This is a genomic window from Streptomyces sp. NPDC000983 (genome assembly GCF_040299205.1).
In the GTDB taxonomy this organism is placed as follows: Bacteria; Actinomycetota; Actinomycetes; order Streptomycetales; family Streptomycetaceae; genus Streptomyces.
Genome location: NZ_JBEPBM010000001.1, coordinates 288,242 through 301,876 on the forward strand (window position 1 = coordinate 288,242; position 13,635 = coordinate 301,876).

The 13,635-nt window shown below is 73.9% G+C and carries 12 protein-coding genes; 7 read left to right on the forward strand and 5 right to left on the reverse strand.

What is annotated here, in order from left to right:
• Positions 1 to 12: 12 nt before the first annotated feature.
• On the reverse strand, positions 13 to 438 hold the full coding sequence (locus tag ABT296_RS01065) for a DUF6643 family protein (RefSeq protein ID WP_351922237.1): 426 nt from the start codon (positions 436 to 438) through the stop codon (positions 13 to 15).
• A 300-nt stretch (positions 439 to 738) separates the two neighbouring features.
• Here ABT296_RS01065 and ABT296_RS01070 point away from each other — a divergent pair, with 300 nt between their 5' ends.
• Positions 739 to 2,010 (forward strand): TerD family protein, encoded by a 1,272-nt coding sequence (locus ABT296_RS01070; RefSeq protein ID WP_351922408.1) that lies wholly within the window; start codon positions 739 to 741, stop codon positions 2,008 to 2,010.
• Here ABT296_RS01070 and ABT296_RS01075 read toward each other — a convergent pair whose 3' ends face one another.
• Positions 2,011 to 3,186, reverse strand: a complete 1,176-nt coding sequence (locus ABT296_RS01075; RefSeq protein WP_351922238.1) for a glycosyltransferase — start codon at positions 3,184 to 3,186, stop codon at positions 2,011 to 2,013.
• Positions 3,187 to 3,243: 57 nt separating this feature from the next.
• Here ABT296_RS01075 and ABT296_RS01080 point away from each other — a divergent pair, with 57 nt between their 5' ends.
• Together ABT296_RS01080 and ABT296_RS01085 are read left to right on the forward strand one after the other, a co-directional pair.
• Positions 3,244 to 4,032: a glutamate racemase gene (locus ABT296_RS01080; RefSeq protein WP_351922239.1), complete on the forward strand. Its 789-nt coding sequence runs from the start codon at positions 3,244 to 3,246 to the stop codon at positions 4,030 to 4,032.
• Positions 4,033 to 4,120: 88 nt separating this feature from the next.
• Positions 4,121 to 4,663 carry a hypothetical protein gene (locus ABT296_RS01085; RefSeq protein ID WP_351922240.1) on the forward strand — a complete coding sequence of 181 codons (543 nt, stop codon included), beginning with the start codon at positions 4,121 to 4,123 and terminating at the stop codon, positions 4,661 to 4,663.
• A gap of 9 nt (positions 4,664 to 4,672) precedes the next feature.
• Here the strand turns inward: ABT296_RS01085 and ABT296_RS01090 are convergent, their stop codons facing one another.
• Complete coding sequence (locus ABT296_RS01090) at positions 4,673 to 5,728, reverse strand: O-antigen ligase family protein (RefSeq protein WP_502977146.1); 1,056 nt, start codon at positions 5,726 to 5,728, stop codon at positions 4,673 to 4,675.
• A 228-nt stretch (positions 5,729 to 5,956) separates the two neighbouring features.
• Here ABT296_RS01090 and lnt point away from each other — a divergent pair, with 228 nt between their 5' ends.
• The 4 genes from lnt (at position 5,957) to ABT296_RS01110 (ending at position 10,957) form a co-directional block, all read left to right on the forward strand.
• A complete protein-coding gene (gene lnt, locus ABT296_RS01095) occupies positions 5,957 to 7,564 on the forward strand; it encodes an apolipoprotein N-acyltransferase (protein WP_351922242.1) in 1,608 nt (535 codons plus the stop codon).
• 68 nt (positions 7,565 to 7,632) lie between these two features.
• Positions 7,633 to 8,112, forward strand: a complete 480-nt coding sequence (locus ABT296_RS01100) for an NUDIX hydrolase (RefSeq protein WP_351922243.1) — start codon at positions 7,633 to 7,635, stop codon at positions 8,110 to 8,112.
• A 54-nt stretch (positions 8,113 to 8,166) separates the two neighbouring features.
• Positions 8,167 to 8,967 carry a 3-hydroxybutyrate dehydrogenase gene (locus ABT296_RS01105; RefSeq protein WP_351922244.1) on the forward strand — a complete coding sequence of 267 codons (801 nt, stop codon included), beginning with the start codon at positions 8,167 to 8,169 and terminating at the stop codon, positions 8,965 to 8,967.
• Positions 8,968 to 9,034: 67 nt separating this feature from the next.
• Positions 9,035 to 10,957, forward strand: coding sequence for a helix-turn-helix domain-containing protein (locus tag ABT296_RS01110; RefSeq protein ID WP_351922245.1), 1,923 nt, complete (start codon positions 9,035 to 9,037; stop codon positions 10,955 to 10,957).
• Positions 10,958 to 11,111: 154 nt separating this feature from the next.
• Here the strand turns inward: ABT296_RS01110 and ABT296_RS01115 are convergent, their stop codons facing one another.
• Complete coding sequence (locus ABT296_RS01115) at positions 11,112 to 12,482, reverse strand: MFS transporter (RefSeq protein WP_351922246.1); 1,371 nt, start codon at positions 12,480 to 12,482, stop codon at positions 11,112 to 11,114.
• A 208-nt stretch (positions 12,483 to 12,690) separates the two neighbouring features.
• Positions 12,691 to 13,512, reverse strand: a complete 822-nt coding sequence (locus ABT296_RS01120) for a class I SAM-dependent methyltransferase (RefSeq protein ID WP_351922247.1) — start codon at positions 13,510 to 13,512, stop codon at positions 12,691 to 12,693.
• Between the last annotated feature and the right edge of the window lie 123 nt (positions 13,513 to 13,635).

Consider the following 13,635-nt stretch of genomic DNA (forward strand, 5'->3'; position numbering starts at 1 on the left):
CCGGGAGACGGCTCAGTAGCCGCGGTACTGCTGGTTGTTGTACGGGTCCTGGTACGAGGGAGCGGCCGGGCGGGGCGCCGCGGGGCGCATCGCCTCGTACCCCATGGGAGCCGCGGGGCGCGGCTGCTGGGGCTGTGGACCGGGGTAACCGCGCGGCGCGGCGGCCTGCTGCGGGATGTACGCCGCGGGGGCCTGTTGCAGCGGGGCGGGCTGCTGCGCCTGCGGGTAGCCGTAGGAGGGCTGGGGAGCGGCCGGGAGGGCCGGCAGCGCCGACGGCAGCGCGGGCAGATGACTGCTCGGCATGTCGTAGGCGGAGGGGACCCGGATCGGGGCGATCTGCGGGGTACCGCGCTCGGCCACGAGCGAGTCGTAGATCGGGGTGTCCGGGAAGGAGGCGGAGTAGTAGCCGCCGCCATAGGTGGAGCGGGGGGAGGTCATGGCCATAAGTTAAGCCCACGATGTGCTGGTTGGGGAGACCGATAAGAGGGTTGTTTTCCGCGTCGACGGTGACCCGGGATCGCCAATGCGAGCGAACTTGGCAAAAAAGGGCATCGATCGGCGTTGGGATCGTGTAAATGCCGAGTTCCGCAGGGGTTACCGGCGGTTGGCCAGCGATCTTCGTGCCCTCTCCTGGGAGATCCGCGTACCTGGGGAATAGGTTGACCCTGTACTGCGGAACCGAATGGACTTGCCGGGCACGACCTGGCGCGCCGACACGTGATGGGGGCGGACATGTCAATGCCGAAAGGGTCGAATGTTCCAGTGCCGACGACGGCTCTTCGCGTCGAATTGGGCTGGCGTTCCGGACCGGGGGTGCCCGACGCGGACGCCTCGGCGCTGCTGCTCGTAGGCGGCAAGGTCCGCTCCGACGCGGACTTCGTCTTCTACAACCAGCCGGCGCACGGCTCCGGCGCGGTCCGGCACGAGGGCAAGCAGGTCGTCGGCGGCCAGGTGACCGACACGCTGCTGGTCGACCTCGCGCGCGTGGAGCCCGCCATCGAGACCGTCATCCTGGCCGCCTCCTCCGACGGCGGCGCCTTCGGACAGGTCCCCGGGCTCGGCATCGAGGTCAAGGACGCGCAGGGCACCTCCGTCGCCCGCTTCGACGCGACCGGGGCCACCGTGGAGACCGCGTTCGTGCTCGGCGAGTTCTACCGCCGCCAGGGCGCCTGGAAGTTCCGCGCCGTGGGCCAGGGCTACAGCAGCGGCCTGGAGGGCCTCGCCACCGACTACGGCATCAGCGTCGACGAGCCGCAGCAGGCGCCCCCGGCGCCGGCCCCGCAGGCCCCCGCTCCGACGCCCGCCGCCCCCACGGCCACGCTGCCGCCCCCGCCCGCGATGCCGCCCACCGCCCCGCCCCCGGCCGCCCCGGTCAGTCTCAGCAAGGTGACGCTCACCAAGGCCGCCCCCGCGGTCTCCCTGACCAAGCAGGGAGGCACCTCGGGCGCCCTGCGGGTCAACCTCAACTGGGAGGTCCGCAAGCAGTTCTCGGGCTGGGCCAGCAAACTGGGCCGCCCGGTCGCCATGCACAACGACCTCGACCTCGACCTGTGCGCCCTGTACGAGCTGGTCGACGGCAGCAAGGGCGTCATCCAGGCGCTCGGCAACGCCTTCGGCGCCCTGCACCAGCCGCCGTTCATCCACCTCGACGGCGACGACCGCACCGGGGCCGTCTCCAGCGGCGAGAACCTCACCGTGAACCTCGACTACCAGCGGGCCTTCCGGCGGATCCTCGTCTTCGTCACCATCTACGAGGGCGCGCGCTCCTTCGCCGACCTGCACGCCACGGTCACCCTCACCCCGCAGTTCGGCGCCCCGGTCGACTTCTCCCTCGACGAGTGCACCGTCCCCTCCACGGTGTGCGCGCTAGCCCTGATCACCAACACCGGCGACGACCTCGTAGTCCAGCGCGAGGCCCGCTACCTGGTGCCGGAGCGCGGGGTCAGCCCGCAGCGGACGGTCGACTACGCGTACGGCTGGGGCATGAACTGGACCCCCGGCCGCAAGTAGTCAGCCCTCGTCGGGCACCGCGTCCGGACGTGCGTAGGTGCGGCCCTTCCAGGCCGCGCCGCGCCCCCGGTAGTGCTGCACCGCGGAGTCGACCGTCATCAGCAGATAGAGGAACGCGGTGAACGGCAGCAGCGGAGCGAGCCACGGCGACAGCCGGTAGTAACGGAGCATCGGCACATACGTACCGGCCATCACCAGCCACGCGAGCCCGCCGAGGAGCGCGGCCCCCGGATCCCCGCCGAACGCGCCCGCCACCAGCGCGACGGGCGGCACCAGATAGACGAGCACGAGCCCGGCGACCGTGCCCGCGAGCAGCAGCGGGTTGTGGCGCAACTGGGCGTAGGCGCTGCGGGAGACCATCCGCCACAGGTCGCCCAGGCGCGGATACGGCCGCACGCTGTCCACCCGGTCGGCGAGACCGAGCCAGATGTGCCCGCCGCCGCCCTTCACCGCCCGCGCGAGCGCCACGTCGTCGATCACCGCGTGCCGGATCGCGTCCGGGATCCGGGCCCGCTCGGCCGCGTCCGCGCGCAGCAGGACACAACCGCCCGCCGCGGCCGCCGTACGCGTCCCCTTCCGGCCGATCCGGCGGAAGGGGTACAGCTGGGCGAAGAAGTAGACGAAGGCCGGCACCACCAGGCGCTCCCACAGGCTCTCCACCCGCAGCCGCGCCATCAGCGAGACCGCGTCGAAGCCGCCCGTCCCGGCCGCCGCGACGAGCCGGCGGAGACTGTCGGGCGCGTGCGCGATGTCGGCGTCCGTCAGCAGCAGGTACTCCGGCTCTCGTGCGCGTGCCAGCGCGATCCCGTGGCGCACCGCCCACAGCTTGCCGGTCCAGCCCGCCGGCGGTTCGCCCGGCGAGTCCACCGTCAGCGGCAGCCCGCCGTACCGCTCGGCGAGGTCCAGGGCCAGCCGCCCGGTGCCGTCGGAGCTGCCGTCGTCGACCAGGAAGACCTCCGCCCGCCCCGGATAGTCCTGCGCCAGCAGGGAGGGCAGGCTGTCGGGCAGCACCGCCGCCTCGTCGCGCGCCGGTACGACCACCCCGACCGAGGGCCACACCCGCGGTTCCCGGCGGTCGGGGAGCCGGACGTCGGTGCGCCAGAAGAAGCCCTGGCACAGGAGCAGCCACAGCCAGGCGGCGAGTGATCCGGCGGCGGTCCACACGAAGGCGCTCACCCGCGCAGTCTGCCCCACGGCGGCGGCCCGGAAGAGGCCATCGACTATCGTGGCCGGGTGAAGATCGCGCTGATGGACTCCGGAATCGGTCTGCTCGCGGCCACCGCCGCGGTACGGCGGCTGCGGCCCGACGCCGATCTCGTCCTCTCCCTGGACCCGGACGGCATGCCCTGGGGCCCGCGCACCCCCGAGGACCTCACCCGGCGGGCGCTCGCCGTCGCCGAGGCCGCCGCCGCCCACCGGCCCGACACCCTGATCGTCGGCTGCAACACCGCGACCGTGCACGCCCTGCCCGCCCTACGCGCCCGGCTGGAGCCGGGGATCCCGGTGATCGGCACCGTCCCCGCGATCAAGCCCGCCGCGGCCGGCGGCGGACCTGTCGCCATCTGGGCCACCCCCGCCACCACCTGCAGCGCCTACCAGCGCGACCTCATCGAGAACTTCGCCGGCGGCGTCCGGGTGACCGAGGTGCCCTGCCACGGGCTCGCCGAAGCCGTCGAGCACGCGGACCGGGACGCCGTCGCCACCGCGATCGCCGCGGCCGCCGCCCTGACCCCCGACGACGTGACGACCGTCGTCCTCGGCTGCACCCACTACGAACTCGTCGCCGAGGACATCCGGACCGCCGTGCAGCGCCCCGGCCGCCCGCCGCTCGTCCTGCACGGCTCCGCCGGGGCGGTCGCCGCGCAGGCCCTGCGCCGGATCGGGCAGCCACCCGCCCCCGACGCCGCCGCGACCGGCACCCTGACGGTCCTGCTCAGCGGACGCCAGGGCGCCGCCCTGCCCGACCCCGCCCTGTCCTACGCGGAAGGCCGGCTCCTCCGGGCGGTCACCCCCGCCCGCTGACCGGCGGTGGCCGGAACGACCCCCGGGCGGCCCAGTCACCCTCCGCCACGAGGTACCCGCGCAGCGAAACCTGAGTAACCTCATTGGCATGAGGGACCACCCCCAGGGCGGGCACCCGCCGCACCCCGAGGTCTGGACCGGACGTGCCACCAACCGGGTCCAGTGGCTGCTGGCGCTGGCCGGCGCCGCCTGTATGGCGCTCGGCGTGGAACTGGCCGTCGACTCGGCCTGGACCTCCGGCGTCGCCCCGCTCGCGATGGCCGTCGTCGGCTGCATCGCCGCCGGCCTGCTGGTGCTGTTCGGCACCCTGGCGTTCGTGCACGTCGCGCTGAGGGTGGACACGGAGTCCCTGGAAGTGCGCTGCGGCCACATGGGCGTGCCACGTCGCCGCATCCCGCTGTCGCAGGTGGTGGGCGCCGAGTTCGTGCCGATGGTGACCCCGCGCCACTGGGGCGGCTGGGGCTACCGCTGGCGGCCCGAGAAGGGCACCGCGGTCGTCGTCCGGCGCGGCGAGGGCGTGGTGCTCAGACTGTGGGACGGCCATACGTTCACCGTGACGGTCGACGACGCCGAGGCCGCCGTACGGGTCATCAGGGCCCGGCTCACGGGGGTACCCGACCCCCTGCTGTGACCTCTCACCTCACACCGGGCTGTGCGGGCGGGTCGCGGGGGCGGGTGACGGTTCGGGCAGCGGGCGGGCGGTGGCCAGTCCGGCCAGCAGTCCCGCGCCCACCGACACCGTGGTGAAGCTGAGCGCGTTGCCGATCGCGGCGATCGCCGCGAGACCGGTCAGGGCCGCGCCGGCGGTGAGCACCACCGGCGTCGGGCGCGGCGCGCGCCAGAGCGCGAACAGCACCCAGCAGAACGCCGCCGCCAGCAGGACCAGTCCGACCACGCCCTGTTCGGCGGCCTGCTGCAAGGGCGCCGAGTGCGGTTTGCCGTCGGACAGCAGGGTGCCGGTGGCCGTGGTGCTCAGCTCGCCGAAGCGTCCCGGGCCGACCCCCAGGGCCGGATCCCGCTCGGCCAGCGTCAGGGCGTCGTGCCACAGGTCCAGCCGGTGCCCGGTGAGTCGGCCCTCCAGCGAGCCGGACAGCCCGTCCGGCACCCTTCTGTCGGCGACCGCCCAGGTCAGTGCGGTGACGGCGGCCGTGGTCAGTGCGAGTCCGGCGATGCCTAGGCCCCGGTGGGGCATCCGGCCGGCGGCGAGCGAGCAGAGCAGCACCGCGGAACAGGCGAGCAGGCCGCTGGTGGACCCGAGCACCGCGGCGGTCACCGTGGCCCCGACGGCCAACAGGCCCAGGGCGAGCCGCGGGGCGCGCGCCTTCGCGGCCCAGGCCGCGCAGCAGGCGGCGCCGGTGGCGAGGGTGAGCAGGGCCGCCGTGGCGCCGGCGTGGCCGAGCGGGGGCACGATGGCGGGGTCCGGGCCGAGCCGGGGGAGCGTGATCGCCAGGGCCACTCCGGCGAGCGCCGCGGCACAGGGCGCGGCGACCGGCAGCAGCGCTCCGCCGATCCGGCCCGCCGCGTAACCGGCGGCGACCGCCAGGATCGCGAGCAGGACGCCCTCGGGCCGGCCCTCCCGCACGGCGGCCGTGATCAGGGACCAGGCGGCACAGGCGCCGAGCACCACGACACCCGCTGCGTCAGAAACGTTTCGTCTCTCTTTGACCTCTCCGGCGTTCCCGGCCGCAGACGTCATCCCCGTGGCACCCACCCGACCCCCGCAATCCGGTCGCCCCCGGCCCGTGACCAGCCCCGCGTCACGGCCCTGACCGGCTCGTTCGACACTTGCTCCGGCACACCGTAACGGCTGATGGGCGTTTTGTGGACGTCCTGTGCGCGAGCGATGCCGCACACCCGCGCCGGCCGGGCCGGGCCCGGCGGACCGCGCTGTCGGCGCCCGGGCTGGCCGCCGTACACTCCCCGAGTGACCGTCACCGCAACTTCCGTGGACGGGTCGGACCAGGTGAACCCCCTCGCGCCCGCCCCTCGCCGGGCGTGGCTCGCCCGCCTGCTGCCCGCCCTCGCCGCGGCACTCCTCGGAGTGCTGCTCTACGTCAGCTTCCCGCCGCGCACCCTGTGGTGGCTGGCGGTGCCCGCCTTCGCCGGCTTCGGCTGGCTGCTGCGCGGCCGCGGCTGGAAGGCGGGTCTCGGTCTCGGTTACCTCTTCGGCCTGGGCTTCCTGCTGCCGCTGCTGGTGTGGACCGGCGTGGAGGTGGGCCCGGGCCCCTGGCTCGCGCTCGTCGTCATCGAGGCGGTCTTCGTCGCCCTGGTCGGCGCGGGAGTGGCCGCGGTCTCGCGGCTGCCCGGCTGGCCCCTGTGGGCCGCGGCCCTGTGGGTGGCCGGCGAGGCGGCCCGCGCGCGCGTGCCGTTCAGCGGATTCCCCTGGGGCAAGATCGCCTTCGGCCAGGCCGACGGCGTCTTCCTGCCGCTCGCCGCGGTGGGCGGCACCCCGGTACTCGGCTTCGCGGTCGTCCTGTGCGGCTTCGGCCTGTACGAGGCCGTCCGGCTCGGCGTCGAACTGCGGCGCACCGGCGCCGTCCGCCGGTCCGCGGCCGCCGTGGCCCTGCTCAGCCTGGCCGCCCCCGTCGCCGGGGCGCTGGCCGCCCGTCCGCTGGTCAGCGACAAGGCCGAGGACGGCACCGTCACCGTGGCGGTCATCCAGGGCAACGTCCCGCGCGCGGGGCTCGACTTCAACTCCCAGCGCCGGGCCGTCCTCGACTACCACGCGCGGGAAACAGTGAGGCTGGCCGGCGAGATCCGGGCCGGCAAGGTCGACAGGCCGGACTTCGTCCTGTGGCCGGAGAACTCCTCCGACATCGACCCCTTCGCCAACGCCGACGCGCGCGAGGTCATCGACGAGGCCGCCAAGGCCGTCGGCGTGCCGATCTCCGTCGGCGGCGTGGTGAAGCGGGACGGGAAGCTGCTCAACGAGCAGATCCTGTGGGACCCGGTGAAGGGCCCGCTGCAGACCTACGACAAGCGGCAGATCCAGCCCTTCGGCGAGTACCTGCCACTGCGGTCGCTGATCGGGTCGATCAACTCCGAGTGGACGTCGATGGTCCGCCAGGACTTCAGCCGGGGCGAGCGGCCCGGCGTCTTCGACATCGGCGGCACCGAGGTGGGCCTCGCCACCTGCTATGAGGCCGCGTTCGACTGGGCCGTGCGCGACACCGTCACCCACGGCGCGCAGATGATCTCCGTGCCCAGCAACAACGCCACCTTCGACCGCAGCGAGATGACCTACCAGCAGCTCGCCATGTCCCGGGTCCGTGCGGTCGAGCACAGCCGCACCGTCACGGTGCCGGTCACCAGCGGCGTCAGCGCGATCATCATGCCGGACGGGACGATCACCCAGAAGACCGGCATGTTCGTCGCCGACTCGCTGGTGCAGAAGGTGCCCCTGCGCTCCTCCGAGACGCCCGCGACGAAGCTCGGCATCCTGCCCGAGATGGTCCTGGTGCTGATCGCCGCGGGCGGACTGGGCTGGGCGATCGGCGCCGGAGTGCGCGGGCGACGCGCCGGTGACGTGTAGCCGTCCGCCTCTCGTACGCCGCCGGGACGGGCGGCGGGCGGCCGGGGCCGCCCGTTAGGGTCGATGTCATGGGTACTCCTGACTTCATCCGCACCCTCCGGGCCGACGCCGGTCACCAGATGCTCTGGCTGCCCGGTGTCAGCGCCGTAGTCCTCGACGACGCGGGCCGGGTCCTGCTCGGACAGCGCGCCGACAACCGGCAGTGGGCGGTGATCTCCGGGATTCCGGACCCGGGCGAGCAGCCCGCGGACTGCGCCGTGCGGGAGGTGTACGAGGAGACGGGCGTGCACTGTGTGCCCGAGCGGATCGTGCTCGTGCGGTCCGGCAAGGAGGTCACCTTCGACAACGGTGACATCTGCCGGTTCATGGACGTCTGCTTCCGCTGCCGGGCGGTCGGCGGCGAGGCCCGGGTCAACGACGACGAGTCCCTGCAGGTCGGCTGGTTCGACGTGGACGCCCTGCCCCCGCTGAGCGAGTACCAGCTCTTCCGGATCAAACAAGCCCTGTCCGACGAACCCACATGGTTCGAAACCACGACTTCCGACTGAAGTATGGGTTCTGACCACATGGGGTGGTGGGGGAGCGCTGCCTAGGGTCTGGGCATGACCCCGCCCCACGCCCTCCCGGCACCCCCCGCCCCCTCCCTCGACCTCGGGGGCCGCACCGCGCTCGTCACCGGCGCCGCCGGCGGCATTGGCCGAGCCTGCGCGCTGCGGCTCGCGGCCGCCGGGGCCAAGGTCAGAGCGGTCGACCGGGACGCGGCGGGTCTGGAGGCCCTCGCCGAGCAGGGCCGGGGCCTGGCCGGAACCGTGGAGCCGCACCCCCTGGACCTCACCGACCTGGACGCTGCCGAACACGCGGCGGCGGGCACCGACGTCCTGGTCAACAACGCCGGACTGCAACTGGTCCGGCCGCTGGAGGAATTCCCGCCCGACGTCTTCCACACGGTGCTCACCGTGATGCTGGAGGCGCCGTTCCGGCTCATCCGCGGCGCCCTGCCCCACATGTACGGCCAGGGCTGGGGCCGGATCGTCAACGTGTCCTCCGTGCACGGCCTGCGCGCCTCCGCCTACAAGTCGGCCTACGTCGCCGCCAAACACGGTCTTGAGGGTTTGTCCAAGACGGCGGCCCTGGAGGGCGCACCCCACGGTGTCACCTCGAACTGTGTGTGCCCGGCCTATGTGCGCACCCCTCTGGTCGAGAAGCAGATCACCGACCAGGCCCGGGCGCACGGCATTCCCGAGGAGCGCGTCCTGAGCGAGGTCATGCTCCAGGACAGCGCGCTGAAGCGGCTCATCGAACCGGACGAGGTCGCCGAGGCCGTCGCGTATCTGTGCAGTCCACCGGCGTCCTTCGTGACCGGCACGTCGCTCGTCCTGGACGGCGGGTGGACCGCGCACTGAGCCGGTCGTCGCCGTGGGTTGTCCACAGGGCCGACCGGGCGACCCTCCGATGGGGAATCCTGTGAGCATGTCCCGCGATCACGTGCAGTCCGCAGAGCGCTCCACCGGCCCCGCGCCGGGCGGCGACGCCGAGACGCCGTTCCTGGAGCTGCTGGCCAGGGGCGCCCCGGCCGACGCCTACGAGCGGCCCCTGCTGCACGCCCGTGCCCAGGGACGGTCCGCCGAGCGGATCGCCGCGCTGGAGGCGGCGAAGCTGACGGCCCTGCGCGTCCGCTCGGAACTGGAGGGCCGGCGGCGGCGCGAGGCCGAACTCTCCGCGCTCTTCGAGACCGCCCACGACCTGGCCGGACTGCGGGACCTGGACGCCGTCCTCCAGGCGATCGTGCAGCGCGCACGCTCCCTGCTCGGCACCGACGTGGCCTACCTCAGCCTGAACGACACCGAGCGCGGCGACACCTACATGCGGGTGACCGAGGGCTCGGTCGCCGCCCGCTTCCAGCAACTGCGCCTCGGCATGGGGGAGGGGCTCGGCGGACTCGTCGCCCAGACGGCCCGCCCCTACGTCACCGACGACTACTTCCAGGACGAGCGGTTCCGGCACACCCTCAGCATCGACTCCGGGGTGCGCGACGAGGGCCTGGTGGCCATCTGCGGGGTGCCGCTGATGCTGGGGCACCATGTGATCGGCGTGCTGTTCGCGGCGGACCGGCGGGCCCGGGTCTTCGAACGGGAGCAGATCGCCCTGCTCGGCTCCTTCGCCGCGCTGGCCGCGGCCGCCATCGACACCGCCAACCTGCTCACCGAGACCCGCTCGGCCCTCGCCGACCTGGAGCGGGCCAACGAGATCATCGGGGACCGCAGCGCCGTCATCGAGCGGGCCTCCGACGTCCACGACCGGCTCGCCGAACTGGTCCTGCGCGGCGGCGGCGTGCACGACGTGGCCGCCGCCGTCTCCGAAGTGCTCGACGGCACCGTCGAGTTCACCGAGCACGCCCCCGCCCGCGCCCTGGAGACCTCCCGCAACGAGGGCCACGCCGTACGGCACCAGGACGACTGGATCGCGGCCGTCGCCGCCGGCGGCGAACTGCTCGGCGCGCTCGTGCTCCGCGGCCACCCCGGCCTCGACCCCGTCGACCAGCGCACCCTGGAGCGCGCCGCCATGGTCACCTCGCTGCTGCTGCTCGCCCGGCGCTCCGCCGCCGAGGCCGAACAACGGGTCCGCGGCGAACTGCTGGACGATCTGCTGGACGGCCGCGACCGCGACCCCCGGCTGCTGCGGGAGCGCGCGGCCCGGCTCGACGCCGACCTCGACGCCGTCCATGTGGTGCTCGCCGCCCGCCTGGAGGGCCGCGGGGCCGACGCCGACCAGGAGGCGGCCGCCCGCCGTCGGCTGTGGTCGGCGGCGTCCCACCTCGCCGCCACCCGGCACGGCCTGGCCGCGGCCCGCCAGGGCGGCACGGTCCTGCTGCTGCCCCTGGAGGGCGACGACACCGCGACCGCCCTGGCCCGCCGCACCGCCCGCCAGCTCGGCGCCGCCGTCCGCGAGACGGTCACCGTCGGCGCCTCCGCCCCCGTCGAGGACCTCGCCACCTACCCGGACGCGGTGGCCGCCGCCTACGAGGAGGGCGGCCGCTGTCTGGAGGCGCTGCGGCTGCTCGGCCGGGCCGGAGACGGCGCGGCCGCTGAGGACTTCGGATTCGTCGGCCTGCTGCTGGCCGGCGACCGGGACATCGCGGGCTTCGTCGACCGCACCATCGGCGCGGTCGTCACCTACGACGAACGGCGCGGCACCGACCTGGTCCGCACCCTCGACGCCTACTTCGCCTGCGGGATGAGCCCCGCCCGCACCAAGGACGAGCTGCACGTCCATGTGAACACCGTCGCCCAGCGCCTGGAACGCGTCGGCCGCCTCCTCGGCGACGACTGGCAGAACCCCGCCCGCGCCCTGGAGATCCAGATGGCGCTGCGCCTGCACCGGCTGGCGGGTTGAGGCCGCTCCGGCCGGCCTGGGGAGCAACGGCGGCGGGCCCCACCCGCCTCGGAGGGCGGGCGGAGCCCGGTGCGGAGCGGATCGGCGGCCTCAGCGGACCACGGTCTCAGCGGACCACGGTCTCAGCGGACCACGGCCTCACCGGACCACGGCCTCACCGGACCGCGGCCGGGTCCGGGGTCTCCTGCTCGGAGGAGGTCGCCCCGATCCGCGCCAGGTCACGGTGGCGGGTCTCACGCGCCGCCAGCAGCGCGACCAGGGTGATGGCCACCGCGGCCAGCAGATACAGCGAGACCAGGGTCGAGCCGCCCGACTCCGCCAGCAGCGCCGTGGCGATGAGCGGCGCCGGGGCGCCCGCCGCGACGGAGGCGAACTGCGCGCCCATCGAGGCGCCCGAGTAGCGCATCCGCGTCGCGAACATCTCGGTGAAGAAGGCCGCCTGCGGCGCGTACATCGCACCGTGGAAGACCAGACCCACCGTCACCGCCAGGATCAGCAGCCCGAAGCTCTCGGTGTCGACCAGAGCGAAGAACGGGAACGCCCAGGCGCCGATGCCGAGCGCACCCACCAGGTAGACCGGGCGCCGGCCGATCCGGTCGGACAGCGCGCCCCAGGCCGGGATCACCGCGAAGTGGATCGCGGAGGCGATCAGGACCGCGTTCAGCGCCGTCTGCTTGGACAGACCGGTGTGCTCGACGGCGTAGACCAGGATGAAGGCCGTGATCACGTAGTAGGAGATGTTCTCGGCCATCCGCGCGCCCATCGCGACGAGCACGTCCTTCCAGTGGTGCCGCAACACGGCCACCAGCGGCATCTTCTCGGCGACGTCCTCCGCCCGGCGCGCCTCGGCGTGCGCCAGCGCCGCCTTGAACACCGGCGACTCGTCGACCGAGAGCCGGATCCACATCCCGACGACCACCAGCAGCCCGGAGAGCAGGAACGGTATCCGCCAGCCCCAGGACTCGAACTGACCCTCGCTCAGCAGTGCCGTCAGAGCGGCCAGGACACCGGTGGCGAGGAGCTGCCCGGCCGGCGCGCCGGTCTGCGGCCACGACGCCCAGAAGCCGCGCCGTCGCGCGTCCCCGTGCTCGGAGACCAGCAGGACCGCGCCGCCCCACTCGCCGCCGAGGGCGAAGCCCTGGACGAGCCGCAGCACGGTCAGCAGGACCGGCGCGGCGCTGCCGATGGTCTCGTGGGTGGGCAGCAGACCGATGGCGAAGGTGGCACCGCCCATCAGCAACAGGCTCAGGACCAGCAGCTTCTTGCGCCCGAGGCGGTCGCCGTAGTGACCGAAGACCAGGGCGCCGATGGGGCGGGCGGCGAATCCGACGGCGTAGGTGAGGAAGGAGAGCAGGGTGCCGACGAGGGGGTCGGAGTCGGGGAAGAAGAGGGTGTTGAAGACCAGTGCGGCGGCGGCACCGTAGAGGAAGAAGTCGTACCACTCGATGGTCGTGCCGATGAGGCTGGCGGCGACGATGCGCTTGAGATTGTTCGGCGTCGGGGGAGCGGATGCTGCTGCGGCCATGTGCGCCACTTCCTCGTGTGCGGTGGGGACGGGTGGGTGTCGGCACACCGTAGAAACCCCCAGGTGGGGCGCACATGTGGTGGAGCAACATAGTTTCGGGCGTAGTTATGCGCGTGGGCACCATGAGGGTGGGGAGGTGTGGTCTCGGGTGCCATGACGAGGGGGCGGGCCTGTGGAGTCGGGCACCATGCCCAGGGCCCTTCAGGGCTCAGGCCCGGCGTCCCCATGCCAGCAGCATGCCCGGCGCCAGTTCGGCGAGGTGCGGGGAGTCCAGTTGGGCCAGGGCCTCGTCCACCGTGGCGGGGTCCAGCCGGCCGGGCGCCTCCAGTTCGGGGCGCATCCGCCGCCAGGTCCCCGACCAGAACCGGGCCAGTGGGCCGCCCGGGGTCAGGGGCGGGCAGTACGCCTCCGCGGCCACCTCCGCCAGGCCCTCCTCCCGCAGGAAGCGCGGGTAGGCCGGGACGTGCGTGATGTCGGTGCCGATCGTCTCGCGCAGCGCCTCCCACATGGCGTCCATGGTCCGCCGGTACGCGCGGGAGGCGTCGAGGCGGTCGGGCAGTTCCACGGCGTCGCCGAGCAGGATCCGGCCGCCCGGATTGAGCAGGCCCGCCAGCCGGGAGACGACACGGCGCCGCTCGGGCAGGTGCATCAGCACGAAACGGGCGTGGACCAGGTCGAAGGTGCCCAGGTCCAGGCTCCCGTCGGTGAGGTCGGCGGTGACCACCCGCAGCCCGGGCTCGTCCCCGCCGCGCTCCAGCGCCCCGGTGTCCCGGTCCAGCGCGACGACCTCGTCGACGCCCGCCTCCCGCAGCAGCCAGCGGGCCACCGTGCCCGTACCCGCACCCACCTCCAGACAGCGCAGGCCGGGCCCGGCCCCCAGCGCCCGGAGGCGGTGGGTCGTGACGGGGTCGTAGACCACCGCGGCGTCGTCGATCCGCTCCGCCTCCCGCGGGTGCGCGGCCTCGAACAGGCTCTCCCCGTAGCGCCCGAGGGCCGTGTCCTGACCGTCGGGACCGGAGGGGGGCGTCATCGTCGTTCTCCCGGCATGGTCCGACGCTACGGCCGGGACCGGGGCGCGGCCATCCGGGACGGCCGCGCCGGTCGCGGCGCGGGCGGGTCGGGACCGACGCGCGGCCGACTCGGCGACCCGCCC

Excerpts from the sequence above, each read along its gene's own strand:
- ABT296_RS01065 (WP_351922237.1), bottom strand. The coding sequence starts at position 438 with ATGACCTCCCCCCGCTCCACCTATGGCGGCGGCTACTACTCCGCCTCC.
- ABT296_RS01070 (WP_351922408.1), top strand. The coding sequence starts at position 739 with ATGCCGAAAGGGTCGAATGTTCCAGTGCCGACGACGGCTCTTCGCGTC.
- ABT296_RS01085 (WP_351922240.1), top strand. The coding sequence starts at position 4,121 with ATGAGGGACCACCCCCAGGGCGGGCACCCGCCGCACCCCGAGGTCTGG.
- ABT296_RS01090 (WP_502977146.1), bottom strand. The coding sequence starts at position 5,728 with ATGACGTCTGCGGCCGGGAACGCCGGAGAGGTCAAAGAGAGACGAAAC.
- ABT296_RS01100 (WP_351922243.1), top strand. The coding sequence starts at position 7,633 with ATGGGTACTCCTGACTTCATCCGCACCCTCCGGGCCGACGCCGGTCAC.
- ABT296_RS01105 (WP_351922244.1), top strand. The coding sequence starts at position 8,167 with ATGACCCCGCCCCACGCCCTCCCGGCACCCCCCGCCCCCTCCCTCGAC.
- ABT296_RS01110 (WP_351922245.1), top strand. The coding sequence starts at position 9,035 with ATGTCCCGCGATCACGTGCAGTCCGCAGAGCGCTCCACCGGCCCCGCG.
- ABT296_RS01115 (WP_351922246.1), bottom strand. The coding sequence starts at position 12,482 with ATGGCCGCAGCAGCATCCGCTCCCCCGACGCCGAACAATCTCAAGCGC.
- ABT296_RS01120 (WP_351922247.1), bottom strand. The coding sequence starts at position 13,512 with ATGACGCCCCCCTCCGGTCCCGACGGTCAGGACACGGCCCTCGGGCGC.